At 75.1% G+C, this 26,725-nt stretch carries 31 protein-coding genes; 14 read left to right on the top strand and 17 right to left on the bottom strand.

The window, feature by feature from the left end:
- Positions 1-73 precede the first annotated feature (73 nt).
- From ACI79R_RS17540 to ACI79R_RS17530, 3 genes are all read right to left on the bottom strand, one after another.
- Positions 74-1,024, bottom strand: coding sequence for a PLP-dependent cysteine synthase family protein (locus ACI79R_RS17540; protein WP_456574937.1), 951 nt, complete (start codon positions 1,022-1,024; stop codon positions 74-76).
- 53 nt (positions 1,025-1,077) lie between these two features.
- Positions 1,078-1,356: a MoaD/ThiS family protein gene (locus ACI79R_RS17535; RefSeq protein WP_456574936.1), complete on the bottom strand. Its 279-nt coding sequence runs from the start codon at positions 1,354-1,356 to the stop codon at positions 1,078-1,080.
- 165 nt (positions 1,357-1,521) lie between these two features.
- Positions 1,522-1,995, bottom strand: a complete 474-nt coding sequence (locus ACI79R_RS17530) for a Mov34/MPN/PAD-1 family protein (protein WP_456574935.1) — start codon at positions 1,993-1,995, stop codon at positions 1,522-1,524.
- 118 nt (positions 1,996-2,113) lie between these two features.
- Between ACI79R_RS17530 and ACI79R_RS17525 the strand changes: the two genes are divergently transcribed.
- Positions 2,114-2,473: a hypothetical protein gene (locus ACI79R_RS17525; protein ID WP_456574934.1), complete on the top strand. Its 360-nt coding sequence runs from the start codon at positions 2,114-2,116 to the stop codon at positions 2,471-2,473.
- Here ACI79R_RS17525 and ACI79R_RS17520 read toward each other — a convergent pair.
- Positions 2,412-2,909 (bottom strand): DUF2017 family protein, encoded by a 498-nt coding sequence (locus ACI79R_RS17520; protein WP_456574933.1) that lies wholly within the window; start codon positions 2,907-2,909, stop codon positions 2,412-2,414. The two genes, ACI79R_RS17525 and ACI79R_RS17520, sit on opposite strands and share 62 nt — an antisense overlap.
- Positions 2,906-3,202, bottom strand: coding sequence for an ATP-dependent Clp protease adapter ClpS (gene clpS / locus ACI79R_RS17515; RefSeq protein WP_456574932.1), 297 nt, complete (start codon positions 3,200-3,202; stop codon positions 2,906-2,908). The genes ACI79R_RS17520 and clpS overlap by 4 nt, the downstream gene beginning before the upstream one ends.
- A 64-nt stretch (positions 3,203-3,266) precedes the next feature.
- On the opposite strand from clpS, the gene ACI79R_RS17510 reads away from it, so the two are divergent.
- Together ACI79R_RS17510 and ACI79R_RS17505 are read left to right on the top strand one after the other, a co-directional pair.
- On the top strand, positions 3,267-4,547 hold the full coding sequence (locus ACI79R_RS17510) for a nicotinate phosphoribosyltransferase (protein WP_456574931.1): 1,281 nt from the start codon (positions 3,267-3,269) through the stop codon (positions 4,545-4,547).
- Positions 4,548-4,573: 26 nt separating this feature from the next.
- Positions 4,574-5,149, top strand: a complete 576-nt coding sequence (locus ACI79R_RS17505; RefSeq protein ID WP_456574930.1) for an isochorismatase family protein — start codon at positions 4,574-4,576, stop codon at positions 5,147-5,149.
- 9 nt (positions 5,150-5,158) lie between these two features.
- On the opposite strand, the gene serB is transcribed toward ACI79R_RS17505, so the two are convergent.
- The 4 genes from serB to ACI79R_RS17485 all read right to left on the bottom strand — a co-directional run bounded on the left by serB (position 5,159) and on the right by ACI79R_RS17485 (position 9,912).
- Positions 5,159-6,427, bottom strand: a complete 1,269-nt coding sequence (gene serB / locus ACI79R_RS17500; RefSeq protein ID WP_456574929.1) for a phosphoserine phosphatase SerB — start codon at positions 6,425-6,427, stop codon at positions 5,159-5,161.
- A gap of 294 nt (positions 6,428-6,721) precedes the next feature.
- Positions 6,722-8,455 (bottom strand): aa3-type cytochrome oxidase subunit I, encoded by a 1,734-nt coding sequence (gene ctaD / locus ACI79R_RS17495; protein ID WP_456574928.1) that lies wholly within the window; start codon positions 8,453-8,455, stop codon positions 6,722-6,724.
- 33 nt (positions 8,456-8,488) lie between these two features.
- On the bottom strand, positions 8,489-9,358 hold the full coding sequence (locus tag ACI79R_RS17490) for a putative RNA methyltransferase (RefSeq protein ID WP_456574986.1): 870 nt from the start codon (positions 9,356-9,358) through the stop codon (positions 8,489-8,491).
- 35 nt (positions 9,359-9,393) lie between these two features.
- A complete protein-coding gene (locus ACI79R_RS17485; RefSeq protein WP_456574927.1) occupies positions 9,394-9,912 on the bottom strand; it encodes a metallophosphoesterase family protein in 519 nt (172 codons plus the stop codon).
- A gap of 80 nt (positions 9,913-9,992) precedes the next feature.
- Here ACI79R_RS17485 and ACI79R_RS17480 point away from each other — a divergent pair, with 80 nt between their 5' ends.
- Positions 9,993-11,546, top strand: a complete 1,554-nt coding sequence (locus tag ACI79R_RS17480) for an MFS transporter (RefSeq protein ID WP_456574926.1) — start codon at positions 9,993-9,995, stop codon at positions 11,544-11,546.
- Positions 11,547-11,603: 57 nt separating this feature from the next.
- Here ACI79R_RS17480 and ACI79R_RS17475 read toward each other — a convergent pair whose 3' ends face one another.
- From ACI79R_RS17475 to ACI79R_RS17465, 3 genes are all read right to left on the bottom strand, one after another.
- On the bottom strand, positions 11,604-12,599 hold the full coding sequence (locus ACI79R_RS17475) for a cytochrome c oxidase assembly protein (RefSeq protein WP_456574925.1): 996 nt from the start codon (positions 12,597-12,599) through the stop codon (positions 11,604-11,606).
- A gap of 84 nt (positions 12,600-12,683) precedes the next feature.
- The gene (locus ACI79R_RS17470) at positions 12,684-13,613 is read right to left on the bottom strand and encodes a cation diffusion facilitator family transporter (protein ID WP_456574924.1); all 930 of its coding nucleotides are present in this window, start codon (positions 13,611-13,613) and stop codon (positions 12,684-12,686) included.
- A gap of 162 nt (positions 13,614-13,775) precedes the next feature.
- A complete protein-coding gene (locus ACI79R_RS17465) occupies positions 13,776-15,026 on the bottom strand; it encodes a peptidoglycan DD-metalloendopeptidase family protein (RefSeq protein ID WP_456574923.1) in 1,251 nt (416 codons plus the stop codon).
- 377 nt (positions 15,027-15,403) lie between these two features.
- On the opposite strand from ACI79R_RS17465, the gene ACI79R_RS17460 reads away from it, so the two are divergent.
- The 3 genes from ACI79R_RS17460 to ACI79R_RS17450 all read left to right on the top strand — a co-directional run bounded on the left by ACI79R_RS17460 (position 15,404) and on the right by ACI79R_RS17450 (position 18,900).
- On the top strand, positions 15,404-16,585 hold the full coding sequence (locus ACI79R_RS17460; protein ID WP_456574922.1) for an alcohol dehydrogenase catalytic domain-containing protein: 1,182 nt from the start codon (positions 15,404-15,406) through the stop codon (positions 16,583-16,585).
- Between the two features lie 183 nt (positions 16,586-16,768).
- The gene (locus ACI79R_RS17455; protein WP_456574921.1) at positions 16,769-18,013 is read left to right on the top strand and encodes an MFS transporter; all 1,245 of its coding nucleotides are present in this window, start codon (positions 16,769-16,771) and stop codon (positions 18,011-18,013) included.
- Entirely contained in the window at positions 18,010-18,900 is an 891-nt protein-coding gene (locus tag ACI79R_RS17450) for an aldo/keto reductase family oxidoreductase (RefSeq protein WP_456574920.1), read from the top strand. Before ACI79R_RS17455 ends, ACI79R_RS17450 begins: the two co-directional genes overlap by 4 nt.
- A gap of 59 nt (positions 18,901-18,959) precedes the next feature.
- Here the strand turns inward: ACI79R_RS17450 and ACI79R_RS17445 are convergent, their stop codons facing one another.
- The gene (locus ACI79R_RS17445) at positions 18,960-19,565 is read right to left on the bottom strand and encodes a TetR/AcrR family transcriptional regulator (protein WP_456574919.1); all 606 of its coding nucleotides are present in this window, start codon (positions 19,563-19,565) and stop codon (positions 18,960-18,962) included.
- A 1-nt stretch (position 19,566) separates the two neighbouring features.
- Positions 19,567-20,883 (bottom strand): D-arabinono-1,4-lactone oxidase, encoded by a 1,317-nt coding sequence (locus ACI79R_RS17440; protein ID WP_456574918.1) that lies wholly within the window; start codon positions 20,881-20,883, stop codon positions 19,567-19,569.
- A gap of 110 nt (positions 20,884-20,993) precedes the next feature.
- On the opposite strand from ACI79R_RS17440, the gene ACI79R_RS17435 reads away from it, so the two are divergent.
- Together ACI79R_RS17435 and ACI79R_RS17430 are read left to right on the top strand one after the other, a co-directional pair.
- The gene (locus ACI79R_RS17435) at positions 20,994-22,202 is read left to right on the top strand and encodes an amino acid deaminase/aldolase (protein ID WP_456574917.1); all 1,209 of its coding nucleotides are present in this window, start codon (positions 20,994-20,996) and stop codon (positions 22,200-22,202) included.
- A 35-nt stretch (positions 22,203-22,237) separates the two neighbouring features.
- Positions 22,238-22,642, top strand: a complete 405-nt coding sequence (locus ACI79R_RS17430) for a Fur family transcriptional regulator (protein ID WP_456574916.1) — start codon at positions 22,238-22,240, stop codon at positions 22,640-22,642.
- Here the strand turns inward: ACI79R_RS17430 and ACI79R_RS17425 are convergent.
- Genes ACI79R_RS17425 through mrf form a run of 3 tightly spaced genes read right to left on the bottom strand, consistent with a single transcriptional unit; the run spans position 22,639 to position 24,589 of the window.
- The gene (locus tag ACI79R_RS17425; RefSeq protein ID WP_456574915.1) at positions 22,639-23,049 is read right to left on the bottom strand and encodes a hypothetical protein; all 411 of its coding nucleotides are present in this window, start codon (positions 23,047-23,049) and stop codon (positions 22,639-22,641) included. The genes ACI79R_RS17430 and ACI79R_RS17425 overlap by 4 nt on opposite strands.
- Positions 23,046-23,309 (bottom strand): type B 50S ribosomal protein L31, encoded by a 264-nt coding sequence (locus ACI79R_RS17420; protein ID WP_456574914.1) that lies wholly within the window; start codon positions 23,307-23,309, stop codon positions 23,046-23,048. Before ACI79R_RS17420 ends, ACI79R_RS17425 begins: the two co-directional genes overlap by 4 nt.
- On the bottom strand, positions 23,309-24,589 hold the full coding sequence (mrf, locus tag ACI79R_RS17415) for a ribosome hibernation factor-recruiting GTPase MRF (RefSeq protein ID WP_456574913.1): 1,281 nt from the start codon (positions 24,587-24,589) through the stop codon (positions 23,309-23,311). The genes ACI79R_RS17420 and mrf overlap by 1 nt, the downstream gene beginning before the upstream one ends.
- Before the next feature lie 67 nt (positions 24,590-24,656).
- Here mrf and rpmB point away from each other — a divergent pair, with 67 nt between their 5' ends.
- The 5 genes from rpmB to ACI79R_RS17390 all read left to right on the top strand — a co-directional run bounded on the left by rpmB (position 24,657) and on the right by ACI79R_RS17390 (position 26,719).
- The gene (gene rpmB / locus ACI79R_RS17410; protein ID WP_456574912.1) at positions 24,657-24,923 is read left to right on the top strand and encodes a 50S ribosomal protein L28; all 267 of its coding nucleotides are present in this window, start codon (positions 24,657-24,659) and stop codon (positions 24,921-24,923) included.
- Positions 24,923-25,090 (top strand): 50S ribosomal protein L33, encoded by a 168-nt coding sequence (gene rpmG / locus ACI79R_RS17405; RefSeq protein WP_456574911.1) that lies wholly within the window; start codon positions 24,923-24,925, stop codon positions 25,088-25,090. The genes rpmB and rpmG overlap by 1 nt, the downstream gene beginning before the upstream one ends.
- A 1-nt stretch (position 25,091) precedes the next feature.
- Positions 25,092-25,394 carry a 30S ribosomal protein S14 gene (gene rpsN, locus ACI79R_RS17400; protein ID WP_456574910.1) on the top strand — a complete coding sequence of 101 codons (303 nt, stop codon included), beginning with the start codon at positions 25,092-25,094 and terminating at the stop codon, positions 25,392-25,394.
- Positions 25,391-25,609, top strand: a complete 219-nt coding sequence (rpsR, locus tag ACI79R_RS17395; RefSeq protein WP_456574909.1) for a 30S ribosomal protein S18 — start codon at positions 25,391-25,393, stop codon at positions 25,607-25,609. The genes rpsN and rpsR overlap by 4 nt, the downstream gene beginning before the upstream one ends.
- A 99-nt stretch (positions 25,610-25,708) precedes the next feature.
- On the top strand, positions 25,709-26,719 hold the full coding sequence (locus ACI79R_RS17390; protein WP_456574908.1) for a permease: 1,011 nt from the start codon (positions 25,709-25,711) through the stop codon (positions 26,717-26,719).
- The last annotated feature ends 6 nt before the right edge of the window (positions 26,720-26,725 follow it).

Below are 26,725 nucleotides of genomic sequence, written 5' to 3'. Positions count from 1 at the left end.
CGTCATGGCGCGATCAGGGTAGCCGGGCCCGGTGCGCCGGACCCGCCCCGCTCCCCCGGGAGGGGAGGGTGGCTCACGCCCAGAGCTGGCCCTCGAGCGCGGCCGTCGCCTCGTCCAGGGTGCCGGCGTAGGCCCCGGTGGACAGGTACTTCCAGCCGCCGTCGCAGACGATGAAGACGATGTCGGCCTTGCGGCCGGCGGCGACCTCCTTGTCGGCGACCCCGAGCGCGGCGTGCAGGATCGCCCCGGTCGAGATGCCGGCGAAGATGCCCTCGCGCTCCACCAGCTGGCGGGTGCGGTGGATGGCGTCCTCGGGGCCGACGCTGAACCGGGAGTCCAGCAGCTCGGCGTCGTAGAGCTCGGGGATGAAGCCCTCGTCGATGTTGCGCAGGCCGTAGACCAGCTCGCCGTAGCGCGGCTCGGCGGCGATGACCTGGACGTCGGGCTTGTGCTCGCGGAAGTACCGCGAGCAGCCCATGAGGGTGCCGGTGGTGCCCAGGCCCGCGACGAAGTGGGTGATCGAGGGCAGGTCGGCGAGGATCTCCGGGCCGGTGCCGGTGTAGTGCGCCTCGGCGTTGGCCGGGTTGCCGTACTGGTAGAGCATCACCCAGTCGTCGTGCTCGGCGGCCAGCTCCTTGGCCATCGCCACGGCCTGGTTCGAGCCGCCGGCCGCCGGCGAGCTGATGATCTGCGCGCCGTACATCTCCAGCAGCTGGCGCCGCTCGATGGAGGTGTTCTCCGGCATGACGCAGATCAGCCGGTAGCCCCGCTGGCGCGCCACCATCGCCAGCGAGATCCCGGTGTTGCCGCTGGTGGGCTCCAGGATGGTGGCCCCCGGCCGCAGCGACCCGTCCTTCTCGGCCGCCTCGATCATCGAGATGGCCGCGCGGTCCTTGATCGACCCGGTGGGGTTGTGGTCCTCGAGCTTGGCCCAGATCCGGACGTCGGGCGTCGGCGACAGCCGCGGCAGCCCGACCAGCGGGGTGTTGCCGAGGGAGTCGACGAGGGAGGCGAAGCGGGCCATGGGAGAGCTCTTCCGGGTGCGGGGTGGCGAGGGGGCGGTGGCCGAGCCGGGGCTCAGCAGCCGCCGGCGACCGCCGGGAGGATCGTCACCGAGTCGCCGTCCTTGACGGCGGTGTCGAGCGCGCCGGTGAAGCGCACGTCCTCGTCGTTGACGTAGACGTTGACGAAGCGGTGCAGCTTGCCCTCCTCGGTGACGAGGCGGTTCTTCAGACCCGAGTGCTTGCTGTCGAGGTCGTCGATGAGCGCGGCCAGCGTGTTCCCGCTGCCCTCGACGGTCTTGTTGCCGCCGGTGTGGGTGCGCAGGATGGTGGGGATCCGGACCTCGATGGCCATGGCGTGCAGTTCTCCTCGGGTGTTCTGGGGTTGCGGGAGCGCTCGGGACGAGCGCGTGTCGGTGGGGCAACGCCCCGGCGCCGCGCGGGATTCCGGACGGCCGGCCCGGCCCCGTCCAGGGCCCCGCGCCGAGCGCGCGAGGCGTGGGGGGGGACGGGGTGTTTTTCAGTCGTAGACGACGGTGGTCGGCGAGTGGCCGAACAGGTAGGACTCGACGACCTCGACGTCCTCCTCGGTCACCACGCCGTCGACGATGCGGAAGCTGCGGAACTCCACCTCGTCGCCGGCCAGCCCGGTCTCCCGCCCGTGGTGGCGGGTCGAGACCAGCACGTAGTGCGCCTCGGGCTCGGAGGCGTAGCTGATGTCGGTGCGCGAGGGATAGGCCTCGGTCGCGGTGTGCGAGTGGTAGACGACGACCGGCACCTCGTCGCGGTCGTCCATGTCCCGGTACAGCCGCAGCAGGTCGCCGGAGTCGAACTCGTAGAACGTCGGCGAGCGCGCGGCGTTGAGCATCGGGATGAACCGCTCGGGCCGGTCGCTGCCCTCGGGGCCGGCGACGACGCCACAGGCCTCGTCCGGGTGGTCTTCCCGGGCGTGGGCCACGATGGCGTCGTAGGTCGCGCGGTCGATGCGCAGCACGGGCCCAGTCTAGGCGCCCGTTCCGGCCGCCCTCACCGCCCGTCCGAGTGGTGGGTCACTCCCGCGCCCGAGCGCGTCCGGGACGCCGGGCGCCGCCGACCCGATACCGTGGCGTCCCGTGCTGGTCGTCGAGTCGTTGATGGTCGCCGCCGTGGTGCTGATCGCCCTGCCGGCGCTCGTCCTCGGCGCCCGGGGCATGCTGCGCCGCAGCGGCCACTTCAGCAGCGCGGTCAGCGCCGACCGGGCCTCGCTGGTCGTGGTCGTCGTCCTGCGGGTGCTCCTGCTGCTGCTCCTCCTGGCCGTCTCCGCGGTGACCCTGGTGTCCCTGGTCGGCGCGATGGTGAAGGGCGTGGAGCTGCACGGCTTCGTCTACGTCTTCTTCGTGCTGGACCTGCTGCTCGCGGCGCTGGTGCTGCTCACCTTCGGCCGGAGCGTCCGGCGGCGAGCGCGTCCACGAGCGACCCCTGCACGGCGGTGAGCCAGTAGTAGACCGCCAGCTGCTGGTCCTCCTCGCTGACCAGCTCCGCGGGCGGCTCGGTGTCGGCACCGATGTCCAGGCGGGTGCCCAGCGCCAACCGCAGGTCGTTGGTGGTGCGCAGCCAGGCCGCGGCCTGCTCGGGGTCCAGGCGCACCGCGCCGCCCTCCGAGGGCAGCGTGGCGCGGACCAGGGCGAGGTCGGCGGTCTTGCCCGAGGCCAGGCTGCTGCGGGTGAGCTCCCGGTAGTCGGCGGCCAGGCGGGGGTCGCCGCGGTGGCCCTGGGGGAAGAGCCGGGCCAGCACCGGGTCGCCCTCGGCGTCGTCCTCCTCGGCGGTGAGCAGCTGCTCCAGCTGGTCCAGCAGCAGGCCGACCACCTGGGCCTCGGCCGGGTCGAGCCGGGCCACCAGGTCGTCGCCGCGGCGGCGGAAGGGCTTCATGAGTCCCGCTGGTAGCTGGCCCACAGCCCGTAGGCGTGCAGCCGGCTGGTGTCGTGCTCCATCCGCTCCCGCGGGCCCGAGCTCACGACGGCCTTGCCCTCGTGGTGCACCTGCAGCATGAGCTCGGTGGCCGTCGCCTCGTCGTAGCCGAAGAGCTCCTGGAAGACGTAGGTCACGTAGGTCATCAGGTTCACCGGGTCGTCCCAGACGACGGTCACCCACGGGCGGTCGAGATCGGCGTCCTCGGAGACGACGGTCTCCGGCGTCCGTGTCGGCGCGAGCGGTCCACCCACGCCACCCAGCTTATGACCCCGCCCGACCTGTCGGCTCCGGACGGGCCGCCTACGCTCCGGAGCCATGCCGACGCCCGCGCTCCTCACGGACAGGTATGAGCTCACGATGGTCGCCGCGGCACTGGCCGACGGCACCGCCGACCGCGACTGCGTGTTCGAGGTGTTCGCCCGCCGCCTGCCGCACGGCCGCCGCTACGGCGTCCTGGCCGGCACCGGCCGGCTGCTGGAGGAGCTGCCGCGGTTCTGCTTCGGCGACGAGGACCTGGAGACGCTGCGGGCGCAGGGCGTGACCGACGCCCGGCTGCTCGACTGGCTGGCCGACTTCCGCTTCAGCGGCGACGTCGACGGCTACGCCGAGGGTGAGTTCTTCTTCCCGGGCTCCCCCGTGCTCACCGTCCGCGCGCCGTTCGCCGAGGGGGTGCTGCTGGAGACGCTGGTGCTCTCGGTGCTCAACCACGACAGCGCCATCGCCTCGGCCGCCGCGCGGATGGTCGCCGCGGCGTGCGAGCGCCCGTGCATCGAGATGGGCTCCCGGCGCACCCACGAGCAGGCGGCGGTCGCCGCGGCCCGCGCCGCCTGCCTGGTCGGCTTCACCGCGACGTCGAACCTGGAGGCCGGGCGGCGGTACGGCGTCCCGACCACCGGCACCAGCGCGCACGCCTTCACCCTGCTGCACGACGACGAGGTGTCGGCCTTCCGCGCTCAGGTGGCCACCCTGGGGGTCGGCACCACGCTGCTGGTCGACACCTACGACGTCGAGCAGGGCATCCGCAACGCCGTCGCGGTGGCCGGGCCGGAGCTCGGCGCGATCCGGCTGGACTCCGGCGACCTGCCCACGCTGGCCACCTACGCCCGCGGCCTGCTCGACGAGCTCGGCGCGACCGGGACGAAGATCATCGTCACCAGCGACCTCAACGAGTACGCGATCGCCGGCCTGATGGCCGCGCCGGTCGACGGCTACGGCGTGGGCACCTCGCTGGTCACCGGCTCGGGCGCCCCGACCGCCGGCATGGTCTACAAGCTGGTCGAGCGGGACGGCGTGCCGGTGGCGAAGAAGTCCGAGGGCAAGCGGTCGGTGGGCGGCCGCAAGCACGCCGTCCGGCGGCACGACGCGTCCGGGACGGCGATCGCCGAGGTGGTCAGCAGCGAGCCGATCGAGCCGCGGGACGGCGACCGGCAGCTGCTGGTCGAGCTGGTCCGGGGCGGCGACCTGTGCTCCCCGGCCGCTCCGGCGGAGGCGCTGGCCGCGGCCACCGCGCACCACGCCCGCGTCAAGGAGGCGCTGCCGCCCGAGACGTGGGCGCTGTCCACCGGCGAGCCGGTGCTCGACACGCTGTACGCCTGAGCCGGCCAGGACGACGGGAGGACCCCATGACGCGCGCACTGCTGGTGATCGACGTCCAGAACGACTTCTGCGAGGGCGGCAGCCTGGCCGTGGCCGGTGGCGCGGACGTCGCCGCGGCGATCAGCGCGCACACCCGGGACGCGGCCGGGGACTACGCGCACGTGGTCGCCACCCGCGACCACCACGTCGACCCCGGCGGCCACTTCGCCGAGACCCCGGACTACCTCGAGACCTGGCCGGCGCACTGCGTGGTCGGCACCGGCGGCGTGGAGCTGCACCCGCGGCTGGACCGCGGGCCGATCGAGGCGGTGTTCGACAAGGGCGAGTACGCCGCGGCCTACTCGGGCTTCGAGGGGCAGGCCGGCGGGGTGCCGCTCGCCGAGTGGCTGCGGGAGCGGGGCGTGGACGCCGTCGACGTCGTCGGCATCGCCACCGACCACTGCGTGCGGGCCACCGCGCTGGACGCCGTCCGCGAGGGCTTCGCGACGCGGGTGCTGCTGCACCTCACCGCCGGCGTCGCGGCGGGCTCCACGGAGGCCGCCCTGGACCAGTTGCGGACGGCCGGCGTGGAGCTGGCCGGGGAGGTGCACCGCGCCGGCTGACGCGGCTGCTCACACCGCGGCGTCGAGCACCTCGTCGCGGGTGAAGCCGAGCACCTGCAGCACCGCGTCGAGGTAGGGCTGGTTGAGCGCGGCGTGCGCCTGCTCGCGGACCACCGGCTTGGCGTTGAACGCGATGCCGAGCCCGGCGGCGTTGAGCATGTCCAGGTCGTTGGCGCCGTCGCCCACGGCCACCGTCTGCTCCAGCGGGATGCCGTACTGCCCGGCGAAGCGGGCCAGCGCCCGCGCCTTGCCCGCGCGGTCGACGATCTCGCCGACCAGGCCCCCGGTGAGCCGGCCGTCGGCGACCTCGAGGGTGTTGGCGGCGGCGAAGTCCAGGCCGAGGTCGGCGGCCAGCGGATCGGTGATCTGGGTGAACCCGCCGCTGACGATGCCGCAGCGGAAGCCCAGCCGCTGCAGCGTGCGGATCAGCGTCCGCGCGCCCGGCGTGAGCACCAGGTGCTCGCGCACCTCGTCGAGCACCTCCACCGGCAGCCCGGCCAGCGTGCCCACCCGGGCGCGCAGCGACTCGGCGAAGTCGAGCTCCCCGTTCATCGCCGCCGCGGTGATCGACGCGACCTCGGCGGCCCGGCCGGCGCGGGCGGCCAGCTCGTCGATCACCTCGCCGCGGACCAGCGTGGAGTCGACGTCGAGCACGATCAGCCGCTTGCTGCGCCGGGCCAGGCCGACCTGCTCGACGGCGATGTCAGCGCCGGTCTGCGCGGCCACCGACGCCAGGGCGGTGCGCAGCTCGGTCGCCTCCGCGCCGGAGACGGTCAGCTCGAAGCTGGTCACCGGGTAGTCCGACAGGCGGCGGATGGCGTCGATGTTGCCGCCGATGCCGGCGCCGGCCGAGGCGGCACCGGCCACGGCCGACGGCGGCACCGGACGGCCGAGCAGGATGACGTGGTGCGGCCGGCCGGGGCGGTCGCCGTCCGTGGCGAGGTCCTCGGCGGACTCCACGTCCACCTGCAGGCCGGTCTCCCCCGCCACGTCGGCGGCCAGCCGGGCCAGCCGGGCGACGAAGTCGCCGGCGCCCGGCACGCCGCCCTGGGCGTCCGGCAGCGCTGCCACGATCACGCCGAGCACCAGGTGCCCGTGGACGACGACCTGCTCGACGTCGACCACCTCGACCGCCGGGCCGTCCTCCCCCAGCGCGGCCAGCGCGGCGAACAGCCGGGCGGTGACGCCGGGGCGATCACCGCCGTTGACGGTCAGCACCGCCCGCGGCGTGGTCGGTACCTCGGTGGCGGGCGTGCGGGGGGTGGGGTCGAGCGGCACGGCGGTCATCGTGCCGCACGGGGCCGGGCGGCCCGCCCACCGGGGCCGGGTGCCCGGCCGCCCCGGGAACGCGGGGGGGGGGGGGGGGGGGGCGGGGGGGGGGGGGGGGGGGGGGGGGGGGGGCCGGGGGGGGGCGGCGGCCCCCCCCCCCCAGCCCCCCCCCCCCCCCCCCCCCCCCCCCCCCCCCCCCCCCCCCCCCCCCCCCCCCCCCCCCCCCCCCCCCCCCCCCCCCCCACGGCCCCCTCCCGGGTGCCACCCCGAGCGTGCGCGGGGTGGGGAGGAGGGGTCCTCCGATCAGGTGGGGTCGGGGTCGTTCGGACCCTGGCGCTTGCCGGCGGTGCCGCCGAGCTCGCTCACCCCGGCGTACGGCTCGTGCCGCTTGCCCACGTGCGCCTCGCGGTGCAGCCGCTCGATGAGGTGCGGGTAGTGCGCCTCGAAGGCGGGGCGCTCCGAGCGGATCCGCGGGATCTCCAGGAAGTTGTGCCGCGGCGGCGGGGACGACGTCGCCCACTCCAGCGAGTTGCCGTGGCCCCACGGGTCGTCGCGCAGGGCGAGCTTCCCGTGCTTCCAGGACTTGAACACGTTGTAGAGGAACGGGATCGTCGAGGCGCCGAGCACGAACGAGCCGAGCGTGCTGACCACGTTGAGCGTGGTGAACCCGTCGATCGCCTGGTAGTTGACGTACCGGCGCGGCATGCCCTCGCCGCCCAGCCAGTGCTGCACCAGGAACGTGGCGTGAAAGCCGATGAAGGTGAGCCAGAAGTGCAGCTTGCCGATCCGCTCGTCCATCATCCGGCCGGCCATCTTCGGGAACCAGAAGTAGATGCCGGCGTAGGCGGCGAACACCACGGTGCCGAAGACGACGTAGTGGAAGTGCGCGACGACGAAGTAGCTGTCGTTGAGCTGCCAGTCCAGCGGCGGGCTGGCCAGCAGCACACCGGTCAGACCACCGAGGAGGAAGGTGACCATGAAGCCGATCGAGAACAGCATCGGCGTCTCGAAGGTCAGCTGGCCCCGCCACATGGTGCCGATCCAGTTGAAGAACTTGATGCCGGTCGGCACGGCGATCAGGTAGGTCAGGAAGGCGAAGAACGGCAGGAGCACCGCGCCGGTGGCGTACATGTGGTGCGCCCACACCGCCAGCGACAGGCCACCGATGGCCAGCGTGGCCACGACCATGCCCTTGTAGCCGAACAGCGGCTTGCGGCTGAAGACCGGGATGATCTCGGTGATGATGCCGAAGAACGGCAGCGCGATGATGTAGACCTCGGGGTGGCCGAAGAACCAGAACAGGTGCTGCCACAGCATCGGCCCACCGTTCTCGGTGGAGTAGATCTGCGCGCCCAGGTTGCGGTCGGCCAGCATGCCCATGATCGCGGCGGTCAGGATCGGGAACGCCAGCAGGATCAGGATGCTGGTGACCAGCGCGTTCCAGGTGAAGATCGGCATCCGGAACAGCGTCATGCCCGGCGCGCGGAGGCAGACGATCGTGGCGATGAAGTTGACGCCACCGAGGATCGTGCCCAGACCGCTGACGGCCAGGCCGGCGAACCACATCGACGCGCCGGCACCCGGCGAGTGCACGCCGTCGGACAGCGGGGCGTAGGCGTACCAGCCGAAGTCCGCGGCGCCGCCCGGGGTGAGGAAGCCGCTGACGGCGATCGTCGAGCCGAAGAGGAACAGCCAGTAGGACAGGGCGTTCAGCCGCGGGAAGGCGACGTCGGGCGCACCGATCTGCAGCGGCATGATCAGGTTCGCGAACGCGAAGAACAGCGGCGTCGCGAACATCAGCAGCATCACCGTGCCGTGCATGGTGACCAGCTGGTTGTACTGCTCCGGGGACAGGTACTGCAGCCCCGGCTGGGCCAGCTCGCCGCGCATCAGCATGGCCATGAGGCCACCCATGATGAAGAACACGAACGAGGTGACCAGGTACATCAGACCGATGGTCTTGTGGTCGGTGGTCCGCAGCAGGTTCGAGAGCCGCGAGCCCTTGTCGACCTCGCGAGCCGGGCTCGGGCGACTCACGATTGGTGCGGGCGCGATCGTCACAGCCGCAGCTTAGACCGTCTGCCCGGGAGGCCTCCCGCCGACGGTCGGGGGCGCGCCGGGCGGGGCCGGCTCGTGCGTGCCGACGTCGACGGCGACCGTGACCGCCACCCGCTCGGGCAGCCCGGCCACCCGCGCGGCGAGCTGGTCGGGAGCCAGGTGGCGGGCGTGCGGGCCCATCCCGACGAGCGTGGTCACCGCCGCCCGGTCGAGCACCAGGCGCTCGCGGTGGGTGCGCGACCCGGCCGGCCGCAGGTGCGGGGCGAGGCTCGCGGCCAGCCGGGCGGCCTTGTCGGGGTCGACCCGCAGCAGGCCCAGCGGGCCGACCAGCTCGGCGAGGTGGTCGGCGGCCGGGGTGACGACCACCAGCCGGCCACCCGGGCGCAGCACCCGGGCGATCTCCGGCCCGTTGCGCGGGGCGAAGACGACCAGCACCCGGTCCACGACGCCGTCGCGGACCGGCAGCCGCGACCAGGCGTCCCCCACCACCGCCATGACGCGGGGCGAGGCCGACGCCGCCCGGCGGGCCGCGTACCGCGAGGCGTCGAGCACGATCCCGACCGCGTCCGGCAGCCGCTCCAGCACCGCGGCCAGGTGGTGGCCGGTGCCGCCTCCGAGGTCCAGCAGGGCTCCCGGCGGATCGCCCTCGGTGACGGCGTCGGCCAGCGCGGCGGTGATGCCGGCGTAGGCGCCCGAGGCGAGGAAGGCGACCCGGTCGGCGACCATGGCCGCCGAATCCCCCGCCGGGGGTGTCCGGCCCGGCGGCAGCAGGGTCACCTGCCCCTGCCGGGCCCGGTCGAAGGCGTGCCCGTCGGGGCAGCGCAGCCCGGCGTCGTCGGGCAGGGCCTCGAGGCCCGCACCGCAGACCGGGCAGGCCAGCAGGGTGACGGCGCCCGGCGGGAAGGGCCGCCGGGCGCTCACCGGGCCGCGTCCGGCCGCGGCACCGGGTGGAGGACGACGTCGCGCAGGGCCCCGTCGGCCAGGACGGCGGTGATGTAGGTGCCGTGCGGCTGGCGCCGCCGGTCGGTCGGCGAGCCGGGGTTCAGCAGCCGCAGGCCGGTCGCGGTGGTGGTGTCCCAGGGGATGTGGCTGTGCCCGAAGAAGAGGACGTCGGTGTCGGGGAACCGGGCGGCGCAGCGGCGCTCGCGCCCGGCGGCGTCCCCCGTCTCGTGGACGACGGCGATCCGGACGCCCTCGACCTCCGCCCGCGCCACCTCCGGCAGCCGCTCGCGGAACGGGCCGTGGTCGTTGTTGCCGTACACCGCCAGCAGCCGCCGGGAGCGGTGCTCGAACGCGTCGAGGAGGGCGACGTCGACCCAGTCGCCGGCGTGCACCACCAGGTCGGCCGCGTCGATCGCCGCCCACAGGGGATGAGGTAGGTCACGCGCGCGCTTGGGGACGTGCGTGTCCGCCGTCACCACCACCGAAATCGGCACGAGGCGATGGTCCCAGGCCGCTAGGTTGCGTCCTCGGCCGACGACCTCGGCCACCTCCCCACGCACCCGAGGACCACCCCATGACAGACCCCTCGCCCACCCCTGCCGCCGGACCGGGCACCCCGGTCGGCGAGCCCGACCCGAAGCGGTGGCTGGCGCTGGGCGTCATCGCGATGACCGTCCTGCTGGTCATCCTCGACGCCACGATCGTCAACATCGCCCTGCCGGCCGTCACCGCGGACCTCGGCATCAGCGCGGCGTCGCAGCAGTGGATCGTCACCGCCTACACCCTCACCTTCGGCGGCTTCCTCCTCCTCGGCGGGCGCATCGCCGACTTCTGGGGCCGCAAGCGCACCTACCTGGTCGGCGCGGCCGGCTTCGCCGTCGCCTCCGCCCTCGGCGGTCTGGCGCAGAACGAGGGGATGCTCTTCGCCGCCCGCGCGCTGCAGGGCGCCTTCGGGGCGCTGCTCGCGCCGGCGTCCCTGGCGCTGCTGACCGTGCTGTTCACCGACCCCAAGGAGCGCGCCAAGGCCTTCGCCGTCTACGGCGCGATCGCCGGCGGTGGCTCGGCGGTCGGCCTGCTGCTGGGCGGCGTGCTGACCGAGTACGCCGACTGGCGCTGGTGCTTCTGGGTCAACCTGCCCGTCGCCGTCGTCGCCGTCGTCGCGGCCATCCCGATCGTCCCGGAGAGCAAGGCGCCCGGGGACACCCGGTACGACATCCCGGGCGCGGTGCTGGTCACCCTCGGCCTGGCCTCGTTCGTCTACGGCTTCACGCAGGTCGCGGAGAAGTCGCAGGAGAACGCCGCCCAGGGCTCCACGGAGACCGGCTGGGCCGACCCGGCGGCGCTGGCCTTCATCGGCGTCGGGCTGCTGCTGGTGGTCGCGTTCGTCGTCGTCGAGCTGCGCACCCGCAACCCGCTGCTGCCCATGCGGATCGTCCTCGACCGCAACCGCGGTGGCGCGTACCTGACCTCGGCGCTGGTCGGCGCGGGCCTGATCGGGGCCTTCTTCTTCCTGAGCCTCTACTTCCAGGACGTCCTCGGCTACCAGCCCGTGCACGCGGGGCTGGCCAGCCTGCCGACGACGCTCGGCGTGCTGATATCCGCGGGCGCGGCCAGCGCCCTGGTGCCCCGCACCGGCCCGCGGCCGCTCATGGTGCTCGGCGCGCTGCTCGCCGCGGGCGCGCTGTTCCTGATGTCCTTCCTGGACGTGGACACCGGCTTCTGGGCGATCGCCTTCCCCGCTCAGCTGGTGCTCGGGCTCGGCCTCGGCTTCACGTTCGTGCCGCTGTCGAACCTGGCGCTCGTCGGCGCGGGCGAGCACGACGCGGGTGCGGCCAGCGCGGTGCTCAACGCGACCCAGCAGGTGGGCGCGTCGATCGGCACGGCGCTGCTGGCCACCATCTCGGTCGGCGCCATCACCTCGGCGGTCGCGGCCGACCCGCGGCTGCTGGTGGTCGACCCGCGGACCGGGCAGCCCATGCCGGGGCCGGTCGCCCTGGTGGACGGCTACACCACGGCGTTCACCTGGGCCGCGGCGCTGCTCGTGGTCGGCGCGATCGTCTCGGCGGTGCTGATCAAGGCCACCAAGGACGACCTTCCCGCCGAGGGAGCCGTCGTCCACGCCGGCTGAGCCCGGATCCTCCACCCGGCCGCCCGCGTCCCCCCGGGGACGCGGGCGGTCGTCGTCTCAGGCCCGGTCGGCCAGCGCCCGCAGCCGGGCGTTGTAGGCCTCGCGCTCGGCGTCCTCGGTGCGGTCGGCGGCACGGTCCAGCCGCTTGGCGCGCCGCTCCTCCGACCCCATCCAGGAGAAGAGGACGACGACCATCACCAGCACCGTGGGCAGCTCGCCGAAGGACCACGCGATGCCGCCGGCGACGCCCTGGTCGGTCAGCGGGTCGACGCCCCAGCCGGCCGGCGGGCTGGCGAACGTGTCGACCACCAGCGTGCTGGCCATCATCACGGCCACGCCGAAGAAGGCGTGGAACGGCACGGGCACCAGCAGCTCGACCATCCGGCCGCCGTGCCCGGCGCTCCGGGGCCACGGGTCCTGCGCCAGGATCGGCCCGAAGAACAGCAGCCCGGTCACCGTGAAGTGGGCCAGCATGAACTGGTGGCCCACCGGGTCGCCCATGAGCGCGTCGAAGACCGGCGTGAAGTAGACGCCGTACAGGCTGACGATGAACAGCGGCACGGTGAACAGCGGCGAGGTCAGCGCCCGCGCCACCCGGCTGTGCAGCACGTCGAGCAGCAGCGCCCGCGGCACGCCGGCCGCGCCCTTGCCCCGCGGCAGGGTCCGCAGCGCCAGCGTCACCGGGCTGGCGACGAGCAGCAGCAGGGGCGAGAGCATCGACAGCACCATGTGCTGGGTCATGTGGATGCTGAACAGCACCATGCTGTAGCCGTTGAACGCCGTCCCCGTGACGGCGAACAGGGAGCCGCAGCCGGCCACCCACGCCGCCGTCCGCCACCACGGCCAGGCGACGCCGGTGCGGCGCAGCCGCACGACGGCGACCAGGTAGACCACCAGGCCCAGCACGCTCAGCACCGGCAGGAGCGAGAACCAGTCCAGGTGCGGCACCCACAGCCGTCCGAAGGTGGGCGGCTCGTCGGGCACCCACATGCCCGAGTGGTGCCCGTGGTCCACCGTGTCCTCCTCGCCGTGCGCGGTTCCTGCGCCGTCCACTGTCCCACCGCGGGGAGGACGGTGGCCCGGCCCCTCTGCAGGGTCCCGCCGCGAGCGTGCGAGCGGTGGGGGACAGAGGGGTCCTTACTCGTGGACGGGGGCCTCGTGCGCGGCGTGCGTCTCCGCCTCCAGCTGGAAGGTGCAGTGCTCGACGTCGAAGTGGTCACCGAGGCAGGCGCACAAAGCGTCGAGCACCCGCCCGCCGTGGCCGTCGGCGAGCACCTCCTCGGTGACGACGACGTGCGCCGAGAGCACCGGAAGGCCGGAGGTGATCGTCCAGGCGTGCAGGTCGTGGACGCCGATCACCCCGGGGACGCCGAGCACGTGCGCCCGCACCTCGTCGAGCTCCACGCCGCGGGGGGCGGCCTCGAGCAGCACGTCGAGCGCCTCGCGCAGCAGCGACCAGGCCCGCGGCAGCACCAGGCAGCCGATGGCCAGCGAGGCGACGGTGTCGGCCGGCGTCCAGCCGGTGGTGGCGATGACCACGGCGGCGACGATGACGGCCACGGAGCCCAGCGCGTCGCCGAGGACCTCCAGGTAGGCGCCGCGGACGTTGAGCGACTCCCGCCGACCGCCGTGCAGGACCGCCAGCCCGACGACGTTGACCACCAGGCCGGCGGTGGCGACGGCGAGCATCAGCGTCGACCCCACCTCCGGGGTGTCGCCGATCCGGCGGACCGCCTCGACCACCACGAACACCGCGACGCCGATCAGCAGGAGCCCGTTGGCCACCGCGGCGAGGATCTCCACCCGCTGCCAGCCGAAGGTGCGCCGGCCGCGGGCCGGGCGCTGCGCCAGACCGACGGCGCCGAGCGCCAGGCCCACGCCGAGCGCGTCGGTGGCCATGTGGCCGGCGTCGGCGAGCAGCGCCAGCGAGCCGGACAGGACCGCGCCGACCACCTCGGCGACGAGGACGGCGACGGTGAGACCGAGGACGACGGCCAGCCGCCGGCGCTGGGCCGCCGACGCCGTGCCGTGGGAGTGCGAGTGCCCGTGCCCGTGGGAGTGCCCCATCAGCTGCTCCCCTCCCCGGCGCCGCGCACGACGGCAATGGTGCCGCACGCACCGCGCCCCCCCGTCCCGGACGTGCGGGACGGGGGGCGCGAGGAGCAGCGTGGCCCCGGTGCAGGGTCCCGCCCCGAGCGTGCGAGGGGTGGGGGGCAGCGGGGTCCTTCCTCAGATCTGGACGCCGCGGTCCCGCAGCCACGGGATCGGGTCGACCTTCTCGCCGTTGAGCCCGCCGACGTGCACCTCGAAGTGCAGGTGCGGACCGGTGGACTGCCCCCGGTTGCCCAGCAGCGCGATGGTGTCGCCGGCGCGGACGACCTGGCCGGGCTGCACGAGGATCTCGTCCATGTGCCCGTAGACGGTGACGTCGCCGTTGTCGTGCTGGATGTAGACGGCCAGCCCGAAGCCGCTGGCCGGGCCGGCCTCGAGCACGACGCCGTCCATCGCCGCGTACTCCGGCGTGTGCATCGGGGCGGCGAGGTCGATGCCGGCGTGCAGCGTGCCCCACCGGGCACCGAAGCCACTGGTGAGCCGGGCGCCCTGGACGGGGAGGACGGCCTTGGGGCGCGCGGCCTCGGCCGCGGCCTCCGCGGCGAGCCGGTCGGCCTCGGCCTGGGCGTCGGCCGCCGCGGTCTCCTCCGCCTCGCGGACGGCGCGGCTGGCGGCCATCTCCCCGAGGTGCTCGGTGCCGTTGATGCTGACCAGCGCGTCCTCGTCGGCACTGCCGGTGAGACCCAGCTCCTCGGCGACGCTGACCGACTCGCTGACCGGCTCGGCGGCGTCGGCCTGGGCGGTGGTGTCGCTCGAGGTGACCAGGCCGAGGCCGACGGCACCGGTGATCGCGGCGGCCAGGAACAGCGCCGGCCGGCGGCTGCGGCGACGGGTCGACGGTGCGGCGTGCCGCCCCCGCGGGCGGCGGCCCGCGGCGATGTCGGCGACCACCGCGGTCGCCTCCTCGGCCGACAGCCCGGCGGAGTCCTCGTCGGCGGAGTCCTCGTCGGCGGAGTCCTCGTCGGCGGAGTCCTCGTCGGCGGAGTCCTCGTCGGCGGAGTCCTCGTCGGCGGAGTCCTCGTCGGCGGAGTCCTCGGCGACCGCGAGCGGCTCCTCGGCGGGCGTCTCCCCGGCCGGCGCGATGACCTCGGGCTCGGCCACGAGGTCGTCGATGCCGGCCAGTGCGGTGGCCTCGGCGGCCGCGGTGAGGTCCGCGACGTCGTCGACGGGCGCCAGCCGCGGGGTCGCGGTCCGGGCCCGGCGCGCGGCCGTCGCGGCACGCAGCCCGGCCCGGCCGGCGGTCAGGGCCACCGCGGCGGCGCGCACGGCGGCCGCACGGGCGCCGGTGGACCGGTCGGAGGTGGAGGGGTCGTCGTCCGGAGCCGCTGCTTCCCCCAGATGCGGCGTCGGGACGGGCGGAGCGACCATCGCCTCGGGGTCGGGAGAGGGGGTTGCAGGGGCGCCCGCGACGGGCGCCGCCCCCTCGCCGAGGAGGTGGTCGTGGTGGAGCTGAGTCATGCACCTGTCTTCCGGAGGGGGCAAGGACGTCGTGCTGGTCCGGGAAGAGGACGGGGCCCATGTAAACACGTCGTGATCGGTTCGTGATCTGCAGAAGTGGGTACTGACCTGCAGTTCTGTGTTCTGGGCCACACAAGTCCACCGGTGTGATTCGGCGCTGCGTCTAACTGATGTGACGGTCAGTGAGCGACTCGCCGGTTGAACGCTGAATCAGGCGCGATGCACCTCACGACAGGGCAGATGGCCTCTGTCGGAGCCCACCGACGACGATCCGAGGGAGCACCACCATGCGCGCAGTGACCTGGCACGGCCGAGCCGACGTCCGGGTGGACACCGTCCCCGACCCCACGATCCAGGAGCCGACCGACGTCGTCATCGAGGTGACGTCGTCGGGCATCTGCGGGTCCGACCTCCACCTGATCGAGGTGATGGCGCCGTTCATGAGCGTCGGCGACGTCATGGGCCACGAGCCGATGGGCATCGTGCGCGAGGTGGGCTCCGAGGTGACCGCCGTCAAGCCCGGCGACCGCGTCGTCGTCCCCTTCAACATCTCCTGCGGCACCTGCTGGATGTGCTCGCAGGGGCTGCAGTCGCAGTGCGAGACCACGCAGAACCGCGAGCAGGGGATGGGGGCCTCGCTGTTCGGCTACACCAAGCTCTACGGGCAGGTGCCCGGGGGGCAGGCCGAGTATCTGCGGGTGCCCTTCGGCAACACGCTGCCGATCAAGGTGCCCGACGGCCTTCCCGACGACCGCTTCGTCTACCTCTCCGACGTGCTGCCCACCGCGTGGCAGGCCGTGCAGTACGCCGCGGTGCCGCCGGGCGGCACGCTGCTGGTGCTGGGCCTCGGCCCGATCGGCGACATGTGCACCCGCATCGCCCACCACCTGGGCATCGAGAAGGTGTGGGCCTCCGACGTCGTCCCCGAGCGGATCACCCGGGCCACTGCCCGCGGCACCCAGGTGATCCGGTCCACCGACCAGGCCGACGTCGTCCAGGCCATCCGCGACGCCACCGACGGCCGCGGGCCCGACGCGGTCATCGACGCCGTCGGCATGGAGGCGCACGGCTCCCCGCTGGCCTCCTTCGCGCAGAAGGCGACGGCGATCGTGCCGGACGCCATCATGGAGAAGGTCATGCAGGTCGTGGGTGTCGACCGGCTGGCGGCGCTGAACACCGCGATCGAGGCGGTCCGCCGCGGCGGCACGATCTCGCTGTCCGGCGTCTACGGCGGGGCGACCGACCCGCTGCCGCTGATGCGCATGTTCGACAAGCAGATCCAGCTGCGCATGGGACAGGCGAACGTCTGGCGGTGGGTGCCCGACATCCTGCCGATCCTCACCGAGGGCGACCCGCTCGGCGTCGACGACTTCGCCACCCACCACGTGCCGCTCGAGCAGGCGCCGCAGGCCTACGCCGACTTCCGCGAGAAGAAGGACGGCGCGGTGAAGGTGCTGCTCACCCCGTGAGCCGGCGGCCGCGGCCCGGGCCTCTCCGGAGCGTCCGGGCCGCGGTGTGAGCAGACCCACCCGGCCGCGCGGGCATCGGAGCCCGCGCCGTGCGCTTGGCTCTGGAGGGCCCCCGCGCCACCCCATCCGGACGACGAGGTCCGCACCCGCCCGACCGTTGTCGTCCCCCTGGAGTCCTCCCCCGTGCCCCGCGCCCTGCTCGCCCTGGCCATCGGCGCCTTCGGCATCGGCACCACCGAGTTCGTCGTCATGGGCATGCTGCCCGAGATCGCCGACGGCCTCGGCGTCTCGGTGTCCGCCGTCGGCCTGCTCATCTCCGCCTACGCCGTCGGCGTCGTCATCGGCGCCCCCACGCTCACCGCGCTCGGCGTGCGCTTCTCGCCCCGGCAGACGCTGGTCGCCCTGATGGTGGTGTTCGTGGTCGGCAACGCGCTGTCGGCCGTGGCCCCCACCTACGAGACGCTCGTCGCCGCCCGCGTGCTCACCGCGCTCTCGCACGGCTCGTTCTTCGGCGTGGGTGCCGTCGCCGCCCGCCGGCTGGTCGCGCCGGAGAAGGCGACCCAGGCGATCTCGCTGATGATGGTCGGCCTGACGCTGGCCAACGTCGTCGGCGTGCCGCTGGGCACCTTCGTCGCGCAGCAGAGCAGCTGGCGGATCGTCCTCGCCGGGATCGCGGTCATCGGCCTGGTCACCATCGCCGGCCTGCTGGCCTGGCTGCCCGGCGGCGCCGGTGAGCGCGGCGACCTGCGGGCCGAGCTCGCCGCGTTCCGCCGCGGCCAGGTGTGGCTGCTGCTCGGGCTGACCATGATCGGCTTCGCGGCGCTCTTCTCCGTCTACAGCTACGTCAGCCCGATCCTCACCGAGCTCGGCGGCATCCCGTCGGGGTGGGTCACCCCGGTGCTGGCGCTGTTCGGCGCGGGAACCACGGTCGGCACGCTGGTCGGTGGCCGGCTCGGCGACCGGTACGGCTACGCGTTCGTCGCCGTCGGGCTGCTGGCCACCGCGGTCCTGCTCGGCGCGATGGCCTTCCTCGCCCGCACCCCCGCCGCCGCCGTCACGCTGCTGGTGCTCTTCGGCACCGTCGCCTTCTCCCTCGGTCCGGTCGTGCAGAACGGCGTGATCGTGGCCGCGCGGGTGCGCGGGGGCAGCCTGGTGTCGGCGGCCAACCAGGCGGCGTTCAACGTCGCCAACGCGATCGGCGCCGCCCTCGGCGCGCTGGTGATCTCCCTGGGGCTGGGCTACGCCGCCCCGATGTGGGTGGGCGCGACCCTGGCCGTCGTCGGCGCCGGCATCGCCGTCGTCGCCCGGCGCGCCGACCGGCGGGAGGCCTCCCGCGTCGACGCCGACGTGCAGCGCTGGCGCGAGACCTGCGCTCCCGAGCCCGCGCACGCGCATGCCGGCGAGCCGGCGGGTAGGAGCGCGGCATGACGATCGACGCGACCAGCTCCGGGCAGTTCCCCCTCGGCGACCGGCCGGTGCACCGGCTCGGCTACGGCGCCATGCAGCTGGCCGGCCCGCACGTGATGGGGCCGCCGGCCGACCGGGACGCCGCGGTCGCCGTCCTGCGCCGTGCGGTCGAGCTCGGCGTCGACCACATCGACACCAGCGACTACTACGGCCCGCACGTCACCAACGAGATCATCCGCGAGGCGCTGCACCCCTATCCCGAGCAGCTGACCATCGTCACGAAGGTCGGCGCCCGCCGGACGCCCGAGGGCGAGTGGCCGGAGGCGCTGTCGGCCGAGGAGCTGCGCCAGGCGGTGCACGACAACCTCGACCACCTCGGCGTCGACGTCCTCGACGTGGTCAACCTGCGCATGCCCGGCTTCGCCGAGCCGGTCGAGCGGTCGCTCGCCGAGCCCTTCGAGACCCTGGCCGAGCTGCAGCAGCAGGGCCTGATCCGGCACCTGGGCGTCAGCAACGTGACCACCCAGATGCTGGCCGAGGCCCGCTCGATCGCCCCGGTGGTCTGCGTGCAGAACCACTACAACCTCGTGCACCGGGCCGACGACCCGCTGATCGACGCGCTGGCCCGCGAGGGGACGGCGTACGTGCCGTTCTTCCCGCTCGGCGGGTTCACGCCCATCCAGTCCGCGGCGCTGGAGACGGTCGCGCGGCGGCTGGAGACGACGCCGATGCAGGTGGCGCTGGCCTGGCTCCTGGCCCGCAGCCCCAACATCCTGCTGATCCCCGGCACCTCGTCGGTGGCGCACCTGGAGGAGAACCTGCAGGCCGGTGCGCGGGTGCTCGGGCCGGTGGAGCTGCAGGAGCTGGACCGCATCGGCGGCACCGGCGAGCCCGACGTCGACCTGTGAGCGCCTGGGCATAGGAGGCTGTGCGCACGGATCGGCGCTCAGGACGTGCGCACAGCCTCCTATGCCTCGGGCAGCTCGGCGTCCCGGGCGACCAGCAGCTCGACGCCGGCACGGAGCACCGCGCGGGTGGCGTCGGTGTCGCGGTCGACCAGCCACGTGGTGGTGGCGCCGTCGACGAGGGTGACCAGCAGGCGGGCCAGCTCCGGCACCGGCCGCCGCCACCGCGCGCCGGTCGCCGCGGCCGCCTCCTCGAGCAGCCGGGACGCCGCCGCGGTGTAGGCGCGGTACTGCTCGGCGGCCAGCGGCCGCAGCGCCGGGTCGCGGACGGCGTGCAGGGTCAGCTCGAGCATCAGCTGCTCGGCGCCCGGGTCCCGCTCGAGGTGCTCGAGGTAGCCGTCGGCGGCCCGGCGCAGCACGCCGTCCAGCCCGGCGGCCGGGTCCATGCCGGCGGTGGCGGCGGCCAGCTCCCGGCCGACGACGCGGTGGACGAGCTCGGCGAGCAGCTCGTCGCGGGAGGCGAAGGCGTAGTGGAAGCTCGCCAGCGACATCCCGGCCTCGGCCACGATCGCCCGGGTGGTGCCGGCGGCCGGCCCGTCGCGGGCCATCACCCGCAGCGCCGCGGCGAGCAGCGCCTCCCGCCGGTCCGCGGCGGCCACCCGAGCCACGTCAGCTCCGCCCCACCGGGCCGAGCACCCGGTCGAGGTGGGCGTTGGCCAGCACGCCGCGGGGATCCAGCCGGTCGCGCAGCGCGGTGAACGCGCCGAACCGCGGATAGCGGGCCGCGAGGGTCGCGGCGTCCAGGCCGTGCAGCTTGCCCCAGTGCGGCCGGCCGCCGACCGCACCCGCCAGGGCCTCGACGGTGGCGAAGTACTCCCCCGGCTCGCTGCGCGCCGGCACGTGAACGGCGACGTAGGCGGTGTCGCGGCCGTACGCCGTCGACAGCGGGACGTCGTCGGCCGCGGCCACCCGCACCTCCACCGGGAACGGGATCCGCCAGCCGCGGTCGTGCACGCAGCGGGCCAGCTCGGCCAGCAGCTCGGGCGCGGCCGCCCGGGGCACGGCGTACTCCATCTCCCGGAAGCGCACCCGCCGCCGCGCGACGAACACCCGGTGCGACAGGTCGGTGTAGGTGCGCACGGGCACTCCGCGCGCGGAGATCTCCGCCAGCCGCGGCACCAGGGCGGGGACGGCGCGCCCGGCGGCCACCACCCCGGCGAAGGCGCCGTTGGACAGCACCTCGTCGTCCCAGAGCGCGCGCAGCCGGCCGAGCGGGGCGACCTCGGCGACCGGCACGCGGGTGTTGCACTTGGTCTGGCAGCGGTCGGTGTGCGGGAACCAGTAGAACTCGACGTGGTCGGTGGCGGTCGTGAACTCGTCGAACCGCTCGAGCAGCTCCGGCAGGCGGGCGGCCCCCTCCTCGGCGCGCAGCGCGAACGCCGGCACCGCCTGGAGAGTCACCGTGGCCAGCACCCCCAGCGCCCCCAGCCCCAGCCGGGTGGCGGCGAAGACCTCGGGGTGCTCGTCGGGCGAGCAGCGCAGCACCGAGCCGTCGGCGGTCACCAGCTCCAGCGCGCGGACCTGGGTGGCCAGCCCGCCGTACCGGGCCCCGGTGCCGTGGGTGCCGGTGGAGATCGCGCCCGCGACGGTCTGCCGGTCGATGTCGCCGAGGTTGGTCAGCGCCCAGCCCCGCGCGGCGAGCTCGGCGTTGAGCCGGTGCAGCGGCATCCCGGCCCCGACGGTGACCCGGCCGGCGTCGTCCACCCCGAGGAACCCGGCGTGCCGGTCGAGCACGAGCTGGACGTCGTCCGGGCGGCCGACCGCGGTGAAGGAGTGCCCGCTGCCGATCGGGCGCACCCGCCGCCCCGCGTCGCCCGCCGCGACCAGCGCGGCGGCGATCCCCTCGGTGCTCTCCGGCCGGACCACCGTGATGCCGTCGGCGGACTGGTTGCCCGCCCAGTTGCGCCAGCTCCCCACCCCGGTCACCCGCACCTCCGCTCCGCCGACGTCCGCGGCAGCCTGCCGGGAGCCGCCGAGTGGGTCAAGCGTCTGGGGCACTTGACCCACACAGCTGCGGGCCGCGATGCTCCCGCCCCATGACCGTCGCCGATGCGCGGGCGCGGCTGGACGAGGCGACCGCCGACCTCGACCCGCCGTTCGCCGTCCTCGACCTCGACGCGCTCGACGCCAACGCCGCCGACCTGGTGCGGCGGGCCGGCGGCCGGCCGGTCCGGGTGGCGAGCAAGTCGGTCCGCAGCCGGGCCGTGCTGCGCCGCGTGCTGGCCCGGCCGGGGTTCGCCGGGGTGCTGGCCTACTCGCTGGCCGAGGCCCTGTGGCTGGCCGGCGGCGAGGACCCCGTGAGCACCGACGTCGTCGTCGGCTACCCGACGGCCGACCGGGACGCGCTGCGCCGCCTGGCCGCCGACCCGGCACTGGCCGCGCGGGTGACCCTGATGGTCGACTCCCCCGAGCACCTGGACCTGCTCGAGGCGGTGGTGCCACCGGGCGGCCGCCCGCCGCTGCGGATCTGCCTGGACGTCGACGCCTCGCTGCGCGCCGGTGGCGGGCGGCTGCACGTGGGGGTCCGCCGCTCCCCGGTGCACGACCCGGCCGCGGCGGCGGCGCTGGCCCGCGCCGTCGCGACCCGGCCGGGGCTCGACCTGGTCGGCGTCATGTCCTACGAGGCGCAGGTCGCCGGCGTCCAGGACGCCCCGCCCGGCCGCCCGGTGCGGGGACTGGCGGTCCGCGGGATGCAGGCGCTGTCGGTGCGCGAGCTGGCCGCCCGCCGGGCCGCCGTGGTCGCCGCCGTGCGGTCGGTCGCGCCGCTGGAGTTCGTCAACGGCGGGGGCACCGGCAGCCTGGAGCGGACCGCGGCCGACCCGGCGGTCACCGAGGTCGCCGCCGGCTCCGGGCTGTACCAGCCGACGCTGTTCGACGGCTACCGCGCCTTCGCCGGCCGGCCGGCCCTGCTGTTCGCCCTGCCGGTGACCCGCCGCCCGGCGCCCGGGCTGGTCACCGTGGCCGGCGGCGGCTGGGTGGCCTCGGGGCCGCCCGGACCCGACCGGCTGCCGGCGCCGACCTACCCGGCCGGGCTGCGCCTGGTGGCCACCGAGGCCGCCGGCGAGGTGCAGACGCCGCTGCGCGGGCCGGTCGCCGACGGCCTGCGGATCGGCGACCGCGTGTGGTTCCGGCATGCCAAGGCCGGGGAGCCGGCCGAGCACGTCGACGTGCTGCACACGCTGGCCGGCGACCGGCTGACCGGGGTCGCGCCGACCTACCGGGGCGAGGGCCGCTCGTTCGGCTGACCCCCTCGACCGGAGCGCCGTGGGATCCTGGCACGGTGACCCGCCCCACCCCGCAGCGTGACGTCATCCGGTTGCTGTTCGCCGATCTCGACGGCTTCCACAGCGCGCAGGACGTGTACGCGCGACTGCGTGCCGCCGGGGACCGCGTGGGCCTGTCGACGGTGTACCGGGCGGTGCAGTCGCTGGCCGACGACGGCGAGCTCGACTCGATCCGCACCGACACCGGGGAGGCCCTCTACCGGCGCTGCAGCGGGCAGCACCACCACCACCTCGTCTGCCGGGGCTGCGGCCGGACGGTGGAGGTGGCGGGCCCGGCCGTGGAGAAGTGGGCCGACCAGGTCGCCGGCGAGCACGGGTTCACCGACGTGAGTCACACGCTGGAGATCTTCGGCACCTGCGCCGCCTGCCGGTCCGCGGGTGCCGCCGGGGAACAGGCCTAGGTCCGCCGGGGCACCGCGCCCAGGACCGGCGCCGGCCCGATCCCGGCGACCGCCGGGCGGAGGCCGACCGGCACGCCCCGGCGCGGATCGGCCGGCGGCCCCCCGGTGGCCAGCCACCGGGCGAGCCCGACGGCGCGGTCCGGCTCCTGCATGCCGGCCAGCCACAGGGTGGGCGAGACGAGGCCGGTGGCACCGTCCCGGTGGGCGATGCCGGCCAGCGCCCCCAGGCTGCACCGGCCGAGGCACCCGGCGGTCACCAGCACCGCCCCCTGGGTGCCCGCGACCGTGGCCGAGAGGCCGGCCACCCCGGCCCCGCCGTCGGCCAGCCGGTGCAGCGCCGCGCAGCGGTGTCCCTGGCAGAGCACCAGCAGCGGGCCCCCGGGGTCGGCCGCGCCCGGCACGGTCACCCGGCCCGGCCCGGACGGGCGCGGCGGCCGTAGCGCTGCTCGAAGCGCTCGACCCGCCCGGCGGTGTCCAGCACCCGCTGGTTGCCGGTCCAGAAGGGGTGCGAGGCGGCCGAGATGTCGACGACGACCAGCGGGTACGTCCGGCCGTCGAGCTCGGTGGTCAGGTCGGTCGCGATGGTCGACCGGGTGCAGAACGTGGCGCCGCTGGCCGCGTCGCGGAAGACGACGGTGCGGTACTCGGGGTGGATGCCCTCGCGCATCAGGGGTGCTCCTCTCGGGTGGGGACGTGGGCGCCGTCCCCCTCGGCCGGGGTCGAGGCCTCGCAGGGGTCCTCGTGCCAGTCGCCGAAGGGATCGGGCCACCGCGACCAGGCGGACTGCCCGGCCGCGAGCTCCTCGTCCGTGACGAGGGCCGACCGCAGCGCGGCGGTGACCGCGGCCGGGGACTGGCGGTGCGTGAGCACGACGACGTCGACGTCCCGGTCGCCGTACACCTCGTGCCACCGCAGCGCGGCCGCCACCCGGCGCTCCGGCTCGACCCGCGCCCAGAGCTCGTGGTCCTCGGGGTCGGAAGCCAGCCACGGCCCCCCGTCGCCGATGCGCAGGCCGCTGCCGGCCGACTCCAGCCACAGTGCGCGGTCCGGTCGCGTGGCCAGCCAGAGCCGGCCGCGGCTGCAGACGACGCCGTCGAGCAGGACGTCGAGCGCGTCGTGCAGCCGCTCGGGGTGGAAGGGCCGGTCCGCGGTCAGGTGCACGAGCGCCACGCCCGCGTCATCGTCCAGCGGGGGCTCGCCGGCGAGCAGCGGCTCGTGGGCGTTGGACACGCGTCCCCGCCGGGCTCGCGGGCCGATCGCCGCGAGCAGCGCTCCGGGGTCCGCGCGCCACGACTCCAGGGCCGCGCGCGGCCGGCCCGGCAGGAGGCGGTCGAGCACGGCGCCCAGCCGGGCGGCCTCCCAGGCGCTCTCCGGGCGGCCGGCGACCAGCACCGCGTCGGCGAACGCGGCCTGGCCGACGGCCACCTGGGCCAGGGTCCGCTCGTCGTCCGCGGTCGCGGCGAGTCCGCGGTCGGCGAGCGTGTCCTCGCCCGTGGCGTCGTCCAGCCAGCGGGCGGCGTCCAGGACGGCGATCACCGCCTCGACCCGGACCGAGTCGCCGGCGGTCTCGACGGCGTCGTCGTCGAGGACCACCGCGTCCAGCGCCCAGCAGAGGTGCTCGGGCTCCAGCGCCGGGTCGAGGTGGACGACCACCCGGAGGACGTCCGGCCGGCGGGCCAGGACGCGCAGCAGGGGGAGCAGGTCCAGGCGGAGGGTGCAGCTCAGGCAGCCGTGGGCCAGCTCGAGCGCCTCCCGGTGCACGACCGGACCCTGCGGCCCCCGCTCGGCCACCGTCCGCACGACCACGCCCGCGCCGAGGTGCCGGACGTCGTGGTGCACGACGACCGTCCCCGGCTGCGCGGCGCCGAGCACGTCGGCCGCGGCTCCGCTCAGGTCGCGTCCGAGGCCGGTCACGAGCAGGACGGGGGTGCGCTGATCCGTCGTCATGTCCCCACCCTAGCCTGGGAATGGGAATCATTATCGTCTAGGCTCAAATCCGATCCGAGGAGGACCCATGTCGACCTACTGCGAGGTGACCGGCCGACGCCCCGGCTCCGGCCGGTCGGTGAGCCACTCGCACCGGCGGACCCCGCGCCGTTTCGACCCCAACCTGCAGAACCGCCGGTTCTGGCTGGCCGGCGAGAACCGCTGGGTGCGGCTCACCGTCTCCGCCAAGGGCATCAGGACCATCGACCGACAGGGCATCGAAGCCGTCGTCGCCCGGTTGCGGCGCACCGATCCGGCGGTCCGCCGGCGCCTGGGTGCGGGACGGAGCGCCTGATGACCCGCGCCACCGACGTGCGGCCGGTCGTCCGGCTGAAGTCGACCGCAGGGACCGGCTACACGTACGTGACCCGCAAGAACCGGCGCAACGACCCCGACCGGCTCGTGCTGCGCAAGTACGACCCGGTCGTGCGCCGGCACGTCGAGTTCCGGGAGGAGCGCTGAGATGGCGAAGACCTCGAAGATCGCGGCCGAGGCCCGGCGCCGCGCCGTAGTGCAGCGGTACGCCGAGCACCGCGCCACCCTGCGCGAGACCGCCCGGGTCGGAGCCACAGACACCGAGCGGGCCGCCGCGAGGGCGGCCCTCCAGCGCCTGCCGCGGAACGCCAGCCCGACGCGACTGCGCAACCGCGACGTCGTCGACGGCCGGCCCCGTGGCCACCTCCGGGCATTCGGCCTCTCCCGGGTCCGCTTCCGGGAGATGGCACACCGGGGGGAACTGCCCGGCATCCGGAAGTCCAGCTGGTGAGGGCGCACCGGCCGCCGGCCCACCGCCGCCGGGCGCTCCCCGGCCCGGTCAGCTGGTACGACGTCGCCACCCTGCGCGCCTTCCTGTCGGACCGCGGCAAGATCCGGTCGCGCCGGGTGACGGGACTGTCCGCCCAGCAGCACCGGCAGGTGGCGCGCGCGATCAAGACCGCCCGGGAGATGGCCCTGCTGCCGTACCCCACCACCCGGCACTGACCCGACGCGCGCCGGCCGGACACCCACCTGCCAGCCGCCTGTGGCAGGGTCTCCCGCCGGGGAACGAGAACCGTTCCCCGGCGGACCGAGGGAGGGCCGGTGTCCACGGCAGCACCACCGGAGGGCTCCGCAGCCGCGGCCGACGCCGCCCCGCGGCGACGGGGCCCGCGCTCGGGCGACGTGCTCCTCGCCGTCCTCGCGGTGATGGCGGTCCTGCACTTCCTGAGCCCGGCGGTCCTCGAGCGGCCGGCCGTCCAGGCGTGGAGCACGGTCTTCGTGGCCGTGTGCCTGCAGGCCCTGCCCTTCCTCGTGTTCGGCGTGCTGCTCTCCGCCGCGATCAGCACCTTCGTGCCGGCGTCCTTCTTCGCCCGGGCCCTCCCCCGGCGCCCGGGGGCGGCCGTGCCGGTGGCCGGGCTGGCGGGTGCGGTCCTGCCGGGCTGCGAGTGCGCCTCCGTCCCCGTGGCCGGCAGCCTCGTGCGACGCGGGGTGGCCCCGGCCGCCGCCCTGGCGTTCCTGCTGTCGGCTCCGGCCATCAACCCGGTGGTCCTGGTCGCGACCGCCGTCGCCTTCCCCGGCCAGCCGGAGATGGTGGCGGCCCGGTTCCTGGCCTCGGTCGCCGTCGCCCTCGTCATGGGCTGGATGTGGGCGGCGTTCGGGCGCAGTGCCTGGCTGCGGATGCGCCCCGGGCACGTGGCCGCTCCCGGGGAGAGCCGGCTGGAGACCTTCCGTGCCGCCGTCCAGCACGACCTCCTGCACGCCGGCGGCTTCCTGGTCGTCGGCGGCCTGACCGCGGCGACGCTCAACACGGTCGTCCCGCGCGCCTGGCTGGACGCCGTCGCCGACTCCCCGCTGCTGTCGGTGCTGGTGCTGGCGGCCCTCGCCGTCGTCCTGGCGGTCTGCTCGGAGGCCGACGCGTTCGTCGCGGCGAGCCTGGTCGGCTTCTCCCCCACGGCCCGGCTGGTCTTCCTCGTCGTGGGGCCGGCCGTGGACGTCAAGCTCATCGCGCTGCAGGCGGGCACCTTCGGGCCCCGTTTCGCCGCCCGCTTCGCCCCCGTGACCCTCGCCGTCGCCGTCCTCGCCGCGGTCGGCGTCGGCGCCCTGCTGCTGTGAGGCCCC

The sequence above is a fragment of the Blastococcus sp. SYSU D00820 genome, from assembly GCF_054050695.1.
The sequence above is the reverse complement of the archived record's forward strand: the minus strand, read 5'-3'. Positions and strand labels throughout refer to the sequence as shown.